Genomic DNA, 16467 nt, shown 5'->3' on the forward strand with positions numbered 1-16467 from the left:
GACACCAGTGACGACGAGACCGTTCAGACGCCCAGGCTGTCCAGTGGAACGTGTGGGTCCGCAAGGGCCTCGGTGTCCACCTGTGCCCGGGAGCGGATGAGTTGCTGGATGGGCTCTGTGACGTCCCACACATTCACATTCATCCCGGCCAGCACCCGGCCCTCCTTGAGCCAGAAGGCGATGAACTCCCGCTTGCCCGCGTCTCCCCGGATCACCACTTCGTCGTAGGAGCCCGGGGGCGCCCAGCCGGAGTACTCCATACCCAAGTCGTACTGGTCGGAGAAGAAATAGGGCACGCGGTCGTAGGTGACGTCCTTGCCGAGCATCGCGCGGGCCGCCGCCGGGCCGCCGTTGAGGGCGTTCGCCCAGTGCTCCACCCGCAGGCGGGTGCCGAAGAGGGCGTGGTGGAAGGCGGCCACGTCGCCGGCCGCGTAGATGTCGGGGTCGGAGGTGCGCAGCCGTTCGTCGACGGCGATGCCGCCGCCGTGCGCGCGGTCGGCCAGCTCCAGGCCCGCCGCCTCGGCGAGCGCGGTGCGCGGGGCCGCGCCGATCGCCGCGAGGACGTCGTGCGCGGGGTGCTCCTCGCCGTCGTCGGTGCGGGCGGCGAGCACCATGCCGTCCTGGCCGATGATCTCGGTGAGCCGGGCGCCGAAGTGGAAGCGCACGCCGTGCTCGGCGTGCAGGTCGGCGAAGAGCTGGCCCAGTTCGGGGCCGAGGACGCCGTGCAGCGGCGTCTGGGACGGTTCCACGACGGTGACCTCGGCGCCGTACTCCCGGGCCGCCGCCGCGACCTCCAGGCCGATCCAGCCGCCGCCGGCGATCACCAGATGCCCATTGTCCCGGCCCAGGGACGCCAGCACGTTCTTCAGGCGCTCGGCGTGCGAGAGGCGGCGCAGGTGGTGGACGCCCGCGAGGTCCGTGCCCGGGATGTCGAGGCGGCGGGGCTCGGAGCCGGTCGCGATGAGCAACTTGTCGTAGCGGACCAGGGTGCCGTCGTCCCCGAAGCGCACCGTCTTCGCCGTACGGTCGACGGCGTCGACGGTCTGGCCGAGGTGCAGCTCGATGTCGTTCTGCGCGTACCAGGCGGGTTCGTGCACGAAGACGCTGTCGCGCTCCTCCTTACCGAGGAGGTAGCCCTTGGACAGCGGCGGGCGCTCGTACGGGTGGTCGCGTTCGTCGCAGATCAGTATCACGCGGCCGGTGAAGCCCTCCGCTCGGAGCGTCTCGGCCGCCTTGGCGCCGGCCAGGCCTCCTCCGATGATGACGAACGTCTGATCCGCGTCGACCACTTGATGCCTCCTCGTAAGGGTGCCGCCATATGCGAGCGTCCCGCACGCAGTGTGATGCGGGAAGGGGGTGTGGCCCGATCAGGCCACGGAGGGTCACATTCGGGCTTGTTTCGCGCCACTGTGCCCCAGCGATGTGAGATGCGCGTGAAGAGACCGCGCCGACGCGTCCGTGAGTGACGCGATCTGATCGACGATCACCCGCTTGCGGGCGCGGTCGTCGGGCGCCTCGTCGAACTGGGCGCGGAACTGCGGCTCCAGACCGTCGGGCGCGCGCGTGGTGAGCACCTCGGCGAGTTCGGCGACCACGATGCGCTCGTCGGCGCGGATGCGCTCCTGCTCCGCGCGCTGCATCACGTACCGGTCGGCGACCGCCTTGAGGACCGCGCACTCCAGCCGCGCCTCGTGCGGTACGACGAGTTCGGCGTCGTAGCGGGTGAGGCGGCCGGTGCCGTACGCCGCGCGCGTGGCGGACTCGGCGGCCAGGCAGAAGCGGCCGATGAGCTGGCTGGTGGCGTCCTTGAGGCGGGCCTGCGCCGCGGCCGAACCGTCGTAGCCGTGCGGCCACCAGTCCTGGTCCTGGAGCCGGTCGAGGGCTTCGGCGAGTTCGGCGGGGTCGGTGTCCGCGGGCACGTAGCGGCCTATGGCGACCGCGAAGACCGCCTGCCGTTCGGGCTCCGCGTGCAGGCAGTTGGGGTCGATGTGGCCCGCGTGCAGGCCGTCCTCGACGTCGTGCACGGAGTACGCCACGTCGTCCGACCAGTCCATCACCTGGGCCTCGAAGCACGTGCGGGTGCCGGGGGCGCCCTCGCGGACCCAGTCGAAGACGGGCCTGTCGTCCTCGTAGACGCCGAACTTGGGGGACTTGGGGTCGGTGGGGTGCCCTCCGCGCGGCCAGGGGTACTTGGTGGCGGCGTCGAGGGCGGCACGGGTGAGGTTGAGGCCGACGCTCACCATCTCGCCTGTCGTGTCACTTCTTACGAAGCGCTTCGGTTCGATGCGGGTGAGGAGTCTGAGGGATTGCGCGTTGCCCTCGAAGCCGCCGCAGTCGTCGGCGAATTCGTTGAGTGCCTGTTCGCCGTTGTGGCCGAAGGGTGGGTGGCCCAGGTCGTGGGAGAGGCAGGCCGCCTCCACCAGGTCCGGGTCGCATCCCAGGGCTGCGCCCAGCTCTCGGCCTACCTGGGCGCACTCCAGGGAGTGGGTCAGGCGGGTGCGGGGGCTGGCGTCCCAGGCCTGGCTGCGGGTACCTGGGGTGACCACCTGCGTTTTGCCCGCGAGGCGGCGTAGGGCGGCGGAGTGGAGGATGCGGGCGCGGTCGCGTTGGAAGGCGGTGCGGCCGGGGCGTTTGTCGGGCTCGGTTGCCCAGCGGGCGACTGACGTCGGGTCGTAGGGGTGGGGTGCTGCTGTGCGTGTACCTGCGGTGCCTGCGGTGCCTTCCATGCTTCGACAGTAAGCGGCGGTAGTGACAATTCGGGAGTTGCGGGGCGCCTATGCGTTTGCCGGGTGCGGTTCGGGGGCGGGTGCGGGTGCGTTGTACTGGTCGCGCCCACGCGGCGGAGCCGCACATCGATACAGCCCCGCGCCCCTTGGGGAGATGGCCCCGCCGCCGGCTGCCAGGGTCTGGTCGTAGCGGTGGAGGACCAAGCGGGCCATCGCGGGGTGGGCTCCCAGGGGGGCCGATGCGATCCAGGGGGCCTGTTCCGCGCACTGGGTTGCGAAGCGGCCCGGGGCCGTGAAGCAGGATGCGACTGCCACCCTGTGGTGGCCTCGGGCGGTGAGGGTGTGGATCGCCTCGGGGATCGTGGGGGTCGCCGCGGAGGCGTAGGCCGGGATCACGGGGACGCCCAGGCGGGCGGCCAGGAGGTGGGCCGTGCGGGTGGTGTCGAGCCTTGAGTCCGGGTCTCGGGAGCCTGCCGCTGCCAGGACCACGGCGCTCGCCCTGCGGGTCTGGTCGTCCGCCCTTGTGCGCCAACCCGCCTCCACCAGGCGGTCGTAGAGGGTCTCCACGAGGAGGGGGTGCGGGCCCAAAGGGGGTGCCACGCGCGTGCGTGCCTGTGCCTTCGCGGCCAGCTCGGGGATGTCCTGCTTCACGTGGTAGCCGCGGGACAGGAGGAGGGGGACCAGGACGGCTTCCGCGGTGGACAGTTGGGTGAGGGTGTCCGGGAGGCGGGGCTCGTTGAGTTCGATGTGGCCCAGGTGGACGGGGAGGCCCGGGCGGAGCTCGCGGACGCGGTCCATGAGGGCTCGTACGGTGTTCAGGGCGCGCGGGTCGCGGCTGCCGTGGGCCACCAGGACGAGGGCGGGCGGAGCGGGCGGTACGGGGCGTCTGGTGCCGTTCAGGGAGACGAGGCTGAGCTGGTCGGCGAGTTGGCTGCTGATCCGGTTCATGAGATGCGCCGTACTGTCGAGGGTCGTGGACTCGTCCTGAGGGTGGTTCGACGCCGTCATGGAGTAATGGTGTCGGTGGGAGGTTGCCGCCCCGTTGCACGGGAATGACGGAGCTTTTCCGGGGGTTCACGGTGGGGTTTGGGGGGTGTGTGAGGTGATGTGACCTGCGGCTTACGGGTTCACAGTGAAGCCGGTCACACTGCGGGCGGCGAACCGGAGCGGGTCACGGTGCGTCTGGACAGTCGAACCCGTACGGGAGGGGCCCCTTGATGCGTTCGATGCGTGCAGTGCGTCGCCCGAGACTTCGCCGGCCTCGGCTGCGGCTGCCACGCACGCGTGCGGGATGGCGGCAGTTCGTGCAGGTGGTGGCCGTCGGGTGTGTCGTCGCGCTGCTTCCGGCGACCTGGTTGTGGGTGTCCACGGCCGACCGGCTGCGGACCCTCCAGGACGCGCCGCGCACCGATGTCGCCGTGGTGTTCGGCGCCGGGCTGTGGGACGGCGAGCCGTCGCCGTATCTCGCGCACCGGCTGGACGCGGCGGCGACGCTGTACCGGGAGGGCCGGGTGAAGGTCGTCCTGGTGACCGGCGACAACAGCCGCGAGGACTACGACGAGCCGGACGCGATGCGCGTCTACCTGGCGAAGCACGGGGTGCCCCGCGCGCGCGTGGTGACCGATTACGCCGGTTTCGACACCTGGGACTCCTGCGTCCGCGCCAAGAAGATCTTCGGCGTCGACAAGGCCGTACTCATCAGCCAGAACTTCCACATCCGGCGGGCGGTCGCGCTGTGCGACGCGGCCGGCGTCGACTCGTACGGCGTCGGTGTCGACGACACACACGACGCGACCTGGTACTACGGCGGCACCCGCGAGGTGTTCGCGGCGGGCAAGGCGGCGCTGGACCTGATGTTCCATCCCGATCCGCACTTCCTCGGGCCGAAGGAGAAGGGCATCACGCGGGCGCTGGCCTCCGGCAACTGAAGCCCGCGCCAACTGCGGCCCCTTCAGCGGCGGTTCAGCGGAGGTCGATCCAGTCGCCACCCTCGATCAGCTTGCCGTGGGCACGGAGGCGGGCGGTGACGGCGGGGGCGGCGAGGTACACCCAGGCGCGTACGGCGGTGCCGTCGGTGTCGCGGGTCACCTCGCGTGCGACGCGTTCGTAGAGGTTGTGCGGGTCGCCGGGGGCGTAGTCCTCAAGTCGGTCCAGTTCCCTGAGGAGTTGGGGGTAGGCCTCGGGGCGCGCGGTGACGAGTTCGCCGACGATCACCGCGCCGGGTGCGGCGGGTTCCTCGACGGCGTACGGGTAGCCGGGGCCGTCGTAGAGGGCGGCGCCGTGGAGCCGTGCCCGTTCTTCGGAGTCCGTACGGCCGCGCAGGAACCGGTCGTGGTTGGGCTCACCGGGGCGGAGGGTCCCGTAGACGAAGAAGGGGAGGGGTGTCACTCGGTCTCCTTGAGCCCGGAAGTCTGTGGATGCGCTATGGACATGACATGCCGTGGCCCTTTAAATCTCATTCAACATCAACGCAGCCCCCACGCCCCCCACTTGCGTTCTTGAGGAGAGCCATGAGTCGGACACGGCACATTCGAGGTTCCCGTCTCGCCACGGCCGGTATCGCGGCCGGCGCCGCGACCCTGTTGGCCGCCACCCTCGCCCCCACCGCTCACGCGGCCGACCGGCCGTCCCGGACCACCGCGATCGCGAACGCCGCGTCGGCGTTGGTGGCCCACGCGGCGGGCTTGGGCCTGACGGCGGCGGAGGACACGTCGGTCCGCGACGTGATCGTCGACGCGGACGGCACCCAGCATGTCCGCTACGACCGGACGTACCGCCAACTCCCCGTACTCGGCGGCGACTTCGTGGTCCATCTCGCCCCCAACGGCAACTACCGGAGCGCCGACCGCGCGACCCGGAGTTCCCTGTCCCTGCCGTCCGTGACGCCGAAGGTGGCCGCTCCGAAGGCGGCGGACCTGGCGGTGAACGCGCTGCGGGCGGCGAATCTCGGTGAGGTGTTGAAGGGGGTGACCGCCAAGCCCCAGTTGATAGTGGACGCCCTGCACGGGGCCCCGAAACTCGCCTGGCGCACCAACGCGGTCGCCAAGGACTCGCTCGGCAACCCGGTCGCGCGCACGGTGCTGACCGACGCCCGTACCGGCGCCCAGATCGACGCCTGGGACAGTGTGGAGACGGCGACGGGTGACGGGAAGTCGCTGTACAGCGGGACGGTGCCGTTGGAGACGACGCTGTCGGGATCGACGTACCAGCTCAAGGACGCGACGCGCGGCGGGACGTACACCGGTGACGCGGCGAACAAGACCGACCTGTGCATCTTCGGCATCTGCATCAGCCGTGCCCCGGCCACGCTGTTCACGGACGCCGACAACCACTGGGGCACGGGGGTGAGTTCGGACCGTTCGTCGGCGGCGGTGGACGCGCAGTACGGCACGGACGAGACGTGGGACTACTACAAGAACGTCCACGGCCGGAACGGCATAGCGGGCGACGGCAAGGGCTCGTACAACCGCGTCCACTACGGCAACAGCTACAACAACGCGTTCTGGGACGACAGTTGCTTCTGCATGACGTACGGCGACGGTGACGGCACGCAGCTCGGTCCGCTGGTGGCGCTGGATGTCGCCGGGCACGAGATGACGCACGGCGTGACGTCCAAGACGGCGGCGCTGACGTACTCGGGCGAGTCCGGCGGGCTGAATGAAGCGACCTCCGACATCATGGGCACGCTGGTGGAGTGGTACGCCAACAACTCCTCCGATCTCGGGGACTACTTGATCGGCGAGAAGATAGTCCGGTCGGGATTCGGCAAGGCGGCGCTGCGATTCATGGACCAGCCGTCCAAGGACGGGAATTCGGCGGACTGCTGGAGTTCGTCGGTGGGGAATCTCGACGTCCACTACTCGTCCGGGGTCGCGAACCACTTCGCGTATCTCCTCGCGGAGGGCAGCGGCGCGAAGACCATCAACGGCGTCAGCTACAGCTCGCCCACGTGCAACAGCTCTTCGGTGAGCGGGATCGGCCGGGACAAGCTCGGGGCGATCTGGTACCGGGCGTTGACGGTCTACATGACGTCCTCGACGAACTACGCGGGGGCGCGGACGGCGACGCTCAGCGCGGCGAAGGACCTTTACGGGGTGGGGAGTTCGGAGTACGGCGCGGTGGCGGCGGCGTGGAGTGCGGTGAGTGTGGGGTGAGTTGAGGCCCGGAGTCGGCCGTTCGGCGGAGTAATGCCGTGGCGATGGCGGGGCGGCGCTGGCTAGGCTCCGGTGCCGCCTCACAGACCCGGAGCCCCATGTCGTCCAACGCCAAGATGCACGCCGACGAACTCGACATCGACGCGGAGCTGGTGGGCCGGCTGGTCGTCGAACAGTTCCCGGAGTGGGCGGAGTTGACCGTCACGCGGGTCGCCTCGGCCGGGACCGACAACGCGATGTTCCGGCTGGGCGAGGACATGGTCGTACGGCTGCCCCGACTGCCGGGCGGGGCAGGGCAGATCGAGACGGAACAGCGCTGGTTGCCGCGTCTGGCACCGGAGTTGCCGCTCGCTGTTCCGGTGCCGTTGGCGATGGGTGAGCCGGGGCGCGGGTACGGGCTGCGGTGGGGGGTCTACGGCTGGCTGGACGGGGAGAACGTGTACGACTCCCCGCCGAGCCAACTCACCGACACGGCAGTCGAGTTGGGGCGTTTCGCCGCCGCACTCCGGCGGGTGGACGCGATGGGCGGGCCCGTGTCCTTCCGAGGCGGGCCGGTCGGTGCGCAGGACGCGGACGTCCGTAAGGCGATCGAGGAACTGGGCGCGGACGGCACCCACGACGCGACCCTCGCGACGGCGGCCTGGGAGCACGCCCTCGCCCTCCCCCAGTGGGAAACCGCCCCCGTCTGGCTCCACGGCGACCTCCTCCCCGGCAACCTGCTCGCCACGGCCGGCCGGCTCACCTCGGTCATCGACTTCGGCGGGCTCGGGGTCGGCGACCCGGCGGCGGACGCCCTGCCCGCGTGGGCCTTGTTCTCCGCCGGGACACGTGAAGTCTTCCGCGAGGCGGGCGAGTTCGAGGACGAGGTGTGGGCTCGGGGGCGGGGGTGGGCGCTGTGCTTCGGGTTGGTGGCCGAGCAGCACTACCGGGGTGGGCGGAATCCGGTGTTGGCGGGGGTGGGGCACCGGGCCGTGCGGGAAGCGCTGGAGGAATTCGGGGCCTGATCCCCGGCGGGTCGAGGTGGCGTACTCGCCGTTCCTGGAATCCCTGGATACTTGACGTCATGGCTGATCAGCGCGAGGTTTCCATCGTCCGTCGACCGGGCCGGGCTCTTTCCGCCGAGGACGGGCTGGGCGCGTTGCTGGCGGCGTACCACCTGCGGACGGAGGCCGAGAAGGGGGAGCCCGTTGCCGATGTGGACGGGCTGCCGGACCGGTACCGGGCGGAGATCTCGGACCCGCGGACCGCGTTCGTCGACGATGTCGTGCTGGTGGCTGTGAGCGGGGGCACCGCGGTGGGCTGTCTGGTGGTGACCGCCCCCGCCGACGGGCGGTCGGAGATCAAGAGACTCTGGACGGACCCGGCGTTCCGGGGCCGGGGCGTTGCCTCGGCTCTGCTCGGTGACGCGCTCGCGCATGCGGCGGAAAGCGGCGCGGGCGTCGTGCGGTTGTCGGTGTGGAAGTGGCGGACCGGGGCCATCGCCCTCTACCAACGGTTCGGCTTCGCCGTCACCGCGTCATGGGACGAGCGGGATCAACTGGTCTGCATGGAGCGGGCCTTGTGAGTGGTGTCGTACGACGTCCAACTCACACCACACCGCCTTGCCCACGGTGAGCTCGCGCACGCCCCAACGGTCCGCGATCTGACCGACGATCAGCAGGCCACGCCCGAACATGTCGTCCTCGGTGGCCTTGCGGAGGCTCGGCCGTAACTCGCCCTTCGGGTCGGCCACCGAGATGCGTACGGCGCGTTCCGTGAGGGTGAGTTCGACCCGGAAGAGTCGGTCGCGCAGGCACCCGTGCAGTACGGCGTTGCCGCCCAGCTCCGAGACCAACAGGGCGGTGTCGGCGGCGAGTTCGGGGTGACCCCACTCGGTGAGGAGCCGGTGCGCTCGGCGCCGGGCGAGGGTGACGCTCTTGGGGAGCGGGGTGTAGTCGAGGCGGTCGTGATGGAGGGGGACTTCGGGGGCGACCATGTCGCTCACCTCCGGGCAGGGGCGAGCCGCGCCGCGAATCAACTGGCGCCGCTCTGCGATCGGTTCGTGACCGACGGTAGAGGCGGCTCAGCATCTCGCGCAAGTGACTCTCGGAGGAATTCCCCCGAAGGGTGTTTGCGATGCCTCGTGACACCGCGCCAGACTGATCACACGCACACGTCTCAAGGGGGACCTACGTGACATCGCCGACGCAGGGCCACAGCACATCGACCGTCCTGGGACGCCGACTCGGCGGTGAACTAACCAAGTTGCGCACGGCGGCCGGCCTCAACCAGACCCAGGCGGGCAAGGCGCTCACCGCGTCCACGACCAAGGTCGCGAAGATGGAGGGTGGTTGGGTTCCTATGCGCGACCCCGACCTCCGGGCGCTGTGCGAGTTGTACGGCGTTCACGATCCCGGCGCCGTAGGCGCGCTTCTGGAACTGGCAAGAGTCGACCGGGAACGCCGCAAGGCCAAAGGCTGGTGGAACGACTACTCCATCCACGGAGTGATGCAGGAGTACATCACCCTGGAGAGCGCGGCGACGTCAATCAAGGTGTGGCAACCGGCGTTCATCCCCGGGCTCCTCCAAACACCGCACTACGTGCGGGCGTTGAGAGTGGGCGCCGAGGCCGAGGTAGCCAAAGGCCCTGAGCCGGACGAGGACTTCATCGCCGCGCGGCTCGCCCGCCAAAAGCGCCTGTCCGACACTCCGCCCCTCTTCCTGCAAGCGGTGATCTACGAAGCGACGCTGCGCAACTTCCCCGGCGGTGCGGCGACAGCGGGTGGCCAGCTCGAAAGCCTTGCGGAGATGGCCGCTCTCCCCAGCGTCACGCTTCGGATCTATCCCTTCAGCGGCGGCACGCAGCCAGGCCTGAACGGCTCGTTCAACATCCTCTCGTTCGCCGCTCCCGGAGCCATGGACGTCGTCTACGCAGAGGCTCCGTTTGCTCAGCGCTGGGTGGAGGGCGGGGAATCCGCAGCCGCATACGATGAGTTGTTCGAGATGATCGCCGAACGCTCCCTCAGCGAGCGGGAGTCGGTCACGTTCCTCCGCAAGCTACGCAAGGAACTGTGAGTCGTGCGCGCATTCGAGTACCGGAAGTCCAGCTACAGCGACCAGACGGCCGAGTGTGTCGAGATAGCCACCAACATCCCCGCCACCATCGCCGTACGGGACTCCAAGAACCCCAACGGCCCCTCCCTCCAGCTCCACCCCGCCACCTGGAGAGCCTTCCAATCCTCCCTCCCCGCAGAGGACTTGCCCCACTAACCCCGACCACCCCCCCCGAAAAAAATGTGACACTCACCCCCCAAAGTGTCACATTTTCTCAGAACAACACGAGGCCGATCAGCCCTTCGGCGCGTGAGCCATCGCGATCGTCTTCATCTTGAGGGTGCGCACCGCTTCGGGGTCCGTCACCGGCCGGGAAACCTGCCCCTTGGCCGCGCCGGCGACCGCATCCGCCTTCTGCTTCTGCGTGCGCGCGGAGTCGTCCGCCGTGGAGTGCGAGGTCGCCGTGGCCGCGTGGACCTGCGACCCCGCCGCCACCGTCAGACTGCCGAGCGCCAAAGCGCTGACCGCGGCGGTCCTGAACGTCGTCCCCATCCTGCTCCGCTTACGGGGTGCTGCATGGCGCATGAGAATTCCTCTGCTGTCGGTGCGACTTGGACAGGTGGACTACGCAGCGCGGGGGCCCGGACGCGACACCCGGATGCAGTGACCCAGATCACGGAGAGTCGCTGTAGCGGAGGGTCGGTGCCCGTTCGTACTTCCCCCATAGAGGACCCCTGGCCGTTCTGTGGACGGAAATGAATGGCGGACGAGTGGCGAGAGGCGCGGCGGAAGAGGAGTTCGATGAGTTCTACGCACTGGCCTACCCCAGGCTCGTTCGGCAGCTTTACGCGATGACCGGCGATCTGCCGGAGGCTCAGGATGTCGTGCAGGAGGCGTTCATAAGGGCCTGGGGTCGACGGGGGATATTCACGAGCGACGGTTCCCAGGAGGCGTGGATCCGCACCACGGCCTGGCGGCTCGCCGTTTCCCGCTTCCGGCGTGTGCGGCGCGGTGTGCAGCTCATGCAGCGTCATCACGAACAGCGCCCCGTCGAAGGCCCGTCCCCCGAACGTGTCGCTCTCGTAGAGGCGCTTCGCACGCTTCCGCAGAAGCACAGAAGTGTCGTTGTGCTCCACCACCTGTGCGATCTCAGCGTCGAGCAGATAAGCGCCGAGACGGGCTGGCCGGCCGGGAGCATCAGGGTGTGGCTGGTCCGTGGGCGCCTGTCGCTCGCCCGCCATCTCTCCTCCCTGCCGGACCAGGAGGTGGACCATGTCGGATGAGTACGAGCGTCCTGGCTGGCTCACTGAGAGCATCGCCCAGTTGGAGAGCGTTCGGGTCGACCGGCCGCTGTCCGCACCGGAGTTGCGTCGCAGAAGCGTCCGACGCCGTCAACGCCGTACCCGTTCCGCCGCCGTCGCGGCGATTGCCGTGACGGCGATCGGTGCGGGCGCCCTCTGGAATTCCGTGGGCGCGGACCGATCGGCGGAAAATCCCTCCCACCACGAGGAGGACTCCAGAACATCGGCGGCCCAGGAGAAACTGCGGACTTACTATTCGGCTCTGCCGGATGCCTTTGCCGCACGGGATGCGACGTCGAAGTCGAAGCTGTGGAAGCTGATGACCGCACACTTCACGGAGCCGGCGCTGAAGCGGGAAGTCGTTCTCGAAGGCAACGGATCCGACGACCTGGCGGCCACGTGTGGGCAGGTGGAAGCCGCCACCGTCTTCACCGTCGGCGCCGCCCGCAGCGCCGGGGCCGACACCGTCCGCGTACGCGTGACGAGCGACAGCCCACCGGAGTCGATCGAGGTCGACTTCGATCTGCGCACCATGAGAATCTCGAACTGGTCCTGCCCCGACGGGTCCTGACCTCTGCCGGGAGTCCACACGACGGCGACACGACAAGGCCGCCGCCCTCAGAGGCAGCGGCCTTGCATCCCCGTTCCCGACTCAGGCAGCCAACTCCCGCTCTTCCAGCACTTCCCGATCCTCACTCACCGAATCCCGCATCACCACCGCCGCCAGCACTCCCGCCGCCACGACCCCAACCGCGCTGACCATGAAGGTCGTTGACATGGCGTGCGTGAACGCCTCCCGGGCCGCCCGGACCAGTCCCGCGTTCCCGTGCGCCGCGGCCAGCGCCCCGCCGATCGAGTGGCGCGCCTCCTCGGACGTACCGGAGGGCATCTCGTCGGCCAAGCCGCTCGACAGGAGGGAGCCGAGGATCGCGATGCCGAGGGCCGTACCGGCTTGCTGGATGGTGTCGTTGAGGGCCGAGCCGACGCCCGCCCTGTCCTCCGGGATCGTGCCCATGAGCGCGCCCACCGCCGCCGGCATCGCGAGGCCCGCGCCCAGGCCGAGGAGGCCGAGGGCGACCGCCGGGACGGTGAAGCCGGTGTCGGCCGTGACCGTCGTAAGGAGAACGAAGGACGACGCCATCACCAGCATGCCGGCCAGGATCAGGTACCGGTGGCCGTACCGCGCCGTGAACTTGGCGCCCGCCGCGTTGCCGACCAGTGCGGCGACCGCCAGCGGCACGAAGGCCAGGCCCGCCTTGACCGGCGAGTAGCCGAGCACGAACTGCAGGTACTGGGTGAGGACCAGCAGCAGGCCGCCGTTGCCTATCTGGACCAGCGTCAGGGACAGCGAACCCCCGCTGAAATTACGGTGCTTGAAGAGGACCAGCGGGACCATCGGGGTCGGCGTGACGTTCTCCCAGACCACGAATCCGGCCAGCCCCGCCACCGCCACCGCGAGGGTGACCAGGCCCCGGCCCTCGAACGCGCCGTGCTGCGGGATCTCGATGATCCACCAGATCAGCGCCGTCATCCCGACCGCCGACAGCACCGCACCCAGCGGATCCGGCTTCTGCCAGGGGCCCTTGGACTCCGGCATCAGCGTCACCCCGGCCACCAACGCGAGCGCTACGACCGGCACGTTGAGGAAGAAGATGGAGTGCCACGAGAAGTGGTCGATCAGTACGCCGCCGAGCACCGGGCTGCCGACCAGCGCCAGCATCGACACCGAACCCCAGGCCGCCATCGCCCTGCCGCGTTCCTCCGCGTCGAAGACCGTGATGAGGATCGAGAGCGTCGACGGCATGATCAGCGCGCCGCCCACCCCCATCGCCACCCGTACGGCGATCACCTCACCGGGGTTCGTGCAGAACGTCGCCGCCAGTGACGCCGCCCCGAAGAGCACCAGCCCGATCAGCATCACCTTCCGGCGGCCGAAGCGGTCGCCGAGGCTGCCGGAGGTCAGCAGCAGGCCGGCGAAGACCAGGATGTAGGAGTCGAGGATCCACTGGGTGTCCTGCGCGCTCGCCCCGATGCTCTCGGTCATCGACGGGACCGCCACGGTCAGCGCCATGCTGTCGACCACCAGCACCAACGAGCTGAGGCACAGCACGACGAGGATCCACCAGCGCCGGGGGTTTCGGGTCTCCGTGAGCGTTTCCGGGTGACTGTCCATGACTGCTTCCTCTTCTTCCCTCGTCGGCCTGCGTACACCGTTCCTTCGGTGCGCACACTGTACGCATAGCGGAACAGTGTGCGCAATCCCTGAATTCTGTACGCTGGATGCGAACGACGTACGCACGAAGGAGCGCCCATGCCCCCCAGGACCAAGCCGAGCCCCATCCCCTCCGTGTGGGCCCGTGAGCAGCGCCCGGCCGACCAGCCCGCGCTCAGCCGGGACGCGATCGTCCGCGAGGCGATCGCGATGCTGGACGCCGACGGCATCGAGGCGCTGAGCATGCGCAAGCTCGGCGCCCGCCTCAACGCCGGCGCGACCTCCCTCTACCGGCATGTCGCGACCAAGGACGAGCTGATGGAACTGGCCGTCGACGAGGTCGCCGCCGAGATCCACGTCCCGGCCGCCGACGCCTCCGACTGGCGCGCCGCCGTCACCGAGGCCGCGGCATCCTTCCGTACGACCGCGCTACGGCACCGCTGGCTGTCCTCGGTGCTCGGTCAGGCCGGACTCGCCTACCTCGGTCCCAACCTCATGTCCTTCACCGAACGGCTCGCCGCGCTGTTCACCACCGTCGGCTTCCCCGAGCCGAGCGGCGCGATCGACGCCGTGCTGTCGTACACGATCGGAATGAGCACGACCGAGGCCGCCTGGCTCACCACGGTCGCCCGGTCCGGCGAGAGCGAGGCCGAGTTCATCGCCCGCCTGATGCCGGCCGCGCGGCAGGCGGCGGCTGGTCATGCCCATCTCGCCGGTTCCTACGCCGAGTCGGCCATCACGACGACCGATCCGGTGGCCCTGCGCGACGGCAAGTTCGCCTACGGCCTCGATGTCGTCCTCGACGGGCTGTCGCTGCGGCTGGCGCGTTAGGCCTCGCCTGCCAGATCGGCCGTCTCCAGGTACACCTCGGCCAGCACCTGCAACTCCGCACCGTCTGCGGTGACTTGCTCGCCCGGGTGCAGACGGCCCGCCAGGTCGTCCGGGCGGCCTGGGATCGTCACCGTACTCGCCGACCACTCCCCCGCCGACGTCAGCCATTCCCCGGCGAGTTGAGCCGTCAGTACCTGGTCGAAGTCCGGGGGGCGGGTGAACACGTGGGCCAGGTAGAGCTGTTCGCGGCCGAAGAGGACGTAGCGGAGGGGCGCCGGTTCCATGGTGGGCTCGGTCGGGTGGCCGACGTACAGCCGCTCCTCGATCCCCACTCTCACCTCCCCCAGTAGTTCGCCGTCCCTCCCGAAGCGGCCGAAGTAGAGGTCGGCGGGGAAGGACGCGCCCGGCTCAAGGTCCTTGAGCAGGAGGGTGCGCGGGCTGAGCGTGAACAGTGCCGACGTGCCGTAGCGCTTGCGGGCCGTGCGGTAGATGTCCGCGTCCAGAGTGACCCGGAGGACGGCCTGGAAGTCGTAGGGCGCGGTGAACGTGGGCATGTGGACGGCGTACACCGTGTCCGCGCCCAGCAACACCAGCCCGTGGAGGGCGAGTTCGGGGGTCACCATGACAGTGCTCACCATGACAGTGCCGGGTCCGGGTCCGGGCTCTTCGGGAGCTGGCGGCAGACGAAGCCGGCGAGGAACACGTCGTCCGGGCCGGTGACCGTGCTCTGTGTCGCCGACGTCGCCTGTTGGTAGGCCACCCAGCGGAGTTGGAGGTCGTAGCCGTACTGGACGACCTGCACCTTGGCGAAGCGGCCCTCCGTCGTGCGTACGGCGAACACGTCCCCGGTGACCAGTTGGTTGCTCGCGTTCGGGTTGCCGGTGAGGGGGGTGCTGCCGTAGGTCAGGGCCGAGAGGCGGTGGCCGTCGAAGGCGTCGTAGTCGACCTGGCCGAGGTTGACGATTCCGGCGTGGGAGCTGGGGACCAACTGGGCTGTCGTCTCCGTCATCCACTCCCACCAGAGGTCGGCGGTGTTCATGTCGCCGCCCGCGATGCCGTTGTCGAGGTCGAGGGTCCAGGTGCCGTGGAGGGTGGTCTCGCCCGGGGTCTCCGTGTAGCCGACGGCCTGGCGGATCAGCTCGATGTTGCGGGCGAGGGCCACCGATTCGACGTACGACGGGCAGCGGCCGTGGGGTGGGGTGGCGCCGTCGCTCAGCGGGGCGACGCCCGACGAGAGGCGCCAGGCCCGGGAGCCGAAGAGTTCCATCGGCGGGTCCAGCCAGGGGCGGACGACCGACACGACCCGGTGTTCGAAGGCCAGGGAGAAGACCGTGTCGTCGGTGGCTCGGTCGCCGAAGGCTGATCTCAGTTCCGCGGGGGCCTGCGCGGCCAGGGTGCGGAGCATGTCCTCCGAGAGCACGACTCGCGACCAGGGGTCGTCCAGCGCGCCGTCCGGTGAGTAGTAAGTGGGCGCGAAACGCGTGCCGTTGGGGGCGGTCGTGTACTGGTCGGGGAGGTTCGGGTTGAAGGCGTCGCGGTGCCGTTTCCAGATGCTGGAGGGGGCCTTCGAAGCGAGTTCGGAGGTCTCGCGCAGGGCGTCCTCCACCTCGGCCTTGTGGCCCGCGGTCTGCCAGGCGTCCATGGCGTCGTCCCTGGCCTGGCGGAGCCGGGGCTCGTCCACGTGCGTCCAGTGGTCGCGGACCGTCTGGTCGGTCGACATCGTCGCCGTCTGTTCCGCCTGGTGGTAGTCCGTGTCGGCCTGGAGCCAGGCCTGGCGGGCCGTGCGGTAGTCGCGCAGGGCCGGTGAGGGGACGAAGACTCCGTCGGCGCCGGTGTCGTAGAGGTAGGCGACTGCCGTGTCGTAGCGCTGGTGTTCCTCGGGGGTGAGGGTGGAGCGGGCCAGGTCGGCGCCGAGTACCTCGCCGTAGATGCCCCACAGATGGACGGTCGACGGGGGTGCCCAGGTGGGCTGGGTGGGGATCCTGTTGACCAGTTCGCAGAACTCGGACCAGACCGTGGAACGGGCCGAGTCCAGGGCGCCGCCGAAGCGGAACGTGCTGTCCTGGTAGACGACCGGCGTCACCGGTACGGAGACCAGGTGGTCGGGGTCGGTGAGCAGGCCGCGGACGTACGCGCCCAGGCCGAACATGGCCGCCGCGTCCACGGGGGACGCGGCCCACACCGTCTCGGTCTCGTTCATGACTGGCCGC

Annotated in this window: 18 protein-coding genes; 9 read left to right on the forward strand and 9 right to left on the reverse strand. The window is 69.6% G+C overall.

Annotated elements, in window-relative coordinates; all coding sequences use genetic code 11:
- Positions 1-23: 23 nt before the first annotated feature.
- From OG407_RS17985 to OG407_RS17995, 3 genes are all read right to left on the reverse strand, one after another.
- Complete coding sequence (locus tag OG407_RS17985; RefSeq protein ID WP_405859241.1) at positions 24-1289, reverse strand: NAD(P)/FAD-dependent oxidoreductase; 1266 nt, start codon at positions 1287-1289, stop codon at positions 24-26.
- Between the two features lie 93 nt (positions 1290-1382).
- Positions 1383-2726, reverse strand: a complete 1344-nt coding sequence (locus OG407_RS17990) for a deoxyguanosinetriphosphate triphosphohydrolase (RefSeq protein ID WP_405859243.1) — start codon at positions 2724-2726, stop codon at positions 1383-1385.
- A 48-nt stretch (positions 2727-2774) separates the two neighbouring features.
- Positions 2775-3734: a sirohydrochlorin chelatase gene (locus OG407_RS17995; protein ID WP_405859245.1), complete on the reverse strand. Its 960-nt coding sequence runs from the start codon at positions 3732-3734 to the stop codon at positions 2775-2777.
- 227 nt (positions 3735-3961) lie between these two features.
- Between OG407_RS17995 and OG407_RS18000 the strand changes: the two genes are divergently transcribed.
- Positions 3962-4654 carry a vancomycin high temperature exclusion protein gene (locus tag OG407_RS18000; RefSeq protein WP_405868471.1) on the forward strand — a complete coding sequence of 231 codons (693 nt, stop codon included), beginning with the start codon at positions 3962-3964 and terminating at the stop codon, positions 4652-4654.
- A 34-nt stretch (positions 4655-4688) separates the two neighbouring features.
- Here the strand turns inward: OG407_RS18000 and OG407_RS18005 are convergent, their stop codons facing one another.
- Positions 4689-5114, reverse strand: a complete 426-nt coding sequence (locus tag OG407_RS18005; protein ID WP_405859247.1) for a gamma-glutamylcyclotransferase family protein — start codon at positions 5112-5114, stop codon at positions 4689-4691.
- Between the two features lie 122 nt (positions 5115-5236).
- Between OG407_RS18005 and OG407_RS18010 the strand changes: the two genes are divergently transcribed.
- The 3 genes from OG407_RS18010 to OG407_RS18020 all read left to right on the forward strand — a co-directional run bounded on the left by OG407_RS18010 (position 5237) and on the right by OG407_RS18020 (position 8444).
- The gene (locus OG407_RS18010) at positions 5237-6880 is read left to right on the forward strand and encodes a M4 family metallopeptidase (RefSeq protein ID WP_405859249.1); all 1644 of its coding nucleotides are present in this window, start codon (positions 5237-5239) and stop codon (positions 6878-6880) included.
- A 98-nt stretch (positions 6881-6978) separates the two neighbouring features.
- The gene (locus tag OG407_RS18015; RefSeq protein ID WP_405859251.1) at positions 6979-7884 is read left to right on the forward strand and encodes an aminoglycoside phosphotransferase family protein; all 906 of its coding nucleotides are present in this window, start codon (positions 6979-6981) and stop codon (positions 7882-7884) included.
- 59 nt (positions 7885-7943) lie between these two features.
- Positions 7944-8444, forward strand: coding sequence for a GNAT family N-acetyltransferase (locus OG407_RS18020; protein ID WP_405859253.1), 501 nt, complete (start codon positions 7944-7946; stop codon positions 8442-8444).
- Here OG407_RS18020 and OG407_RS18025 read toward each other — a convergent pair.
- Complete coding sequence (locus OG407_RS18025; RefSeq protein ID WP_405859255.1) at positions 8397-8855, reverse strand: ATP-binding protein; 459 nt, start codon at positions 8853-8855, stop codon at positions 8397-8399. The two genes, OG407_RS18020 and OG407_RS18025, sit on opposite strands and share 48 nt — an antisense overlap.
- A gap of 197 nt (positions 8856-9052) precedes the next feature.
- On the opposite strand from OG407_RS18025, the gene OG407_RS18030 reads away from it, so the two are divergent.
- Together OG407_RS18030 and OG407_RS18035 are read left to right on the forward strand one after the other, a co-directional pair.
- Positions 9053-9934, forward strand: a complete 882-nt coding sequence (locus tag OG407_RS18030; protein WP_405859257.1) for a helix-turn-helix domain-containing protein — start codon at positions 9053-9055, stop codon at positions 9932-9934.
- Positions 9935-9937: 3 nt separating this feature from the next.
- Positions 9938-10129, forward strand: coding sequence for a DUF397 domain-containing protein (locus tag OG407_RS18035; RefSeq protein ID WP_405859259.1), 192 nt, complete (start codon positions 9938-9940; stop codon positions 10127-10129).
- A 78-nt stretch (positions 10130-10207) separates the two neighbouring features.
- Here the strand turns inward: OG407_RS18035 and OG407_RS18040 are convergent, their stop codons facing one another.
- On the reverse strand, positions 10208-10498 hold the full coding sequence (locus OG407_RS18040; protein ID WP_405859261.1) for a hypothetical protein: 291 nt from the start codon (positions 10496-10498) through the stop codon (positions 10208-10210).
- 170 nt (positions 10499-10668) lie between these two features.
- Between OG407_RS18040 and OG407_RS18045 the strand changes: the two genes are divergently transcribed.
- Complete coding sequence (locus OG407_RS18045) at positions 10669-11196, forward strand: SigE family RNA polymerase sigma factor (RefSeq protein ID WP_328683502.1); 528 nt, start codon at positions 10669-10671, stop codon at positions 11194-11196.
- The gene (locus OG407_RS18050) at positions 11186-11785 is read left to right on the forward strand and encodes a hypothetical protein (protein ID WP_405859263.1); all 600 of its coding nucleotides are present in this window, start codon (positions 11186-11188) and stop codon (positions 11783-11785) included. The genes OG407_RS18045 and OG407_RS18050 overlap by 11 nt, the downstream gene beginning before the upstream one ends.
- Before the next feature lie 81 nt (positions 11786-11866).
- Here the strand turns inward: OG407_RS18050 and OG407_RS18055 are convergent, their stop codons facing one another.
- Positions 11867-13387, reverse strand: coding sequence for an MFS transporter (locus tag OG407_RS18055; RefSeq protein ID WP_405859265.1), 1521 nt, complete (start codon positions 13385-13387; stop codon positions 11867-11869).
- Between the two features lie 138 nt (positions 13388-13525).
- Here OG407_RS18055 and OG407_RS18060 point away from each other — a divergent pair, with 138 nt between their 5' ends.
- Positions 13526-14257 (forward strand): TetR/AcrR family transcriptional regulator, encoded by a 732-nt coding sequence (locus OG407_RS18060; RefSeq protein ID WP_405859267.1) that lies wholly within the window; start codon positions 13526-13528, stop codon positions 14255-14257.
- Here OG407_RS18060 and OG407_RS18065 read toward each other — a convergent pair.
- Together OG407_RS18065 and OG407_RS18070 are read right to left on the reverse strand one after the other, a co-directional pair.
- Positions 14254-14895, reverse strand: a complete 642-nt coding sequence (locus OG407_RS18065) for a hypothetical protein (protein WP_405859269.1) — start codon at positions 14893-14895, stop codon at positions 14254-14256. The genes OG407_RS18060 and OG407_RS18065 overlap by 4 nt on opposite strands.
- Entirely contained in the window at positions 14889-16457 is a 1569-nt protein-coding gene (locus tag OG407_RS18070; RefSeq protein ID WP_405859271.1) for a hypothetical protein, read from the reverse strand. Before OG407_RS18070 ends, OG407_RS18065 begins: the two co-directional genes overlap by 7 nt.
- Positions 16458-16467: the final 10 nt, after the last annotated feature.

The sequence above is a fragment of the Streptomyces sp. NBC_01515 genome (genome assembly GCF_045040345.1).
Lineage (GTDB): Bacteria > Actinomycetota > Actinomycetes > Streptomycetales > Streptomycetaceae > Streptomyces.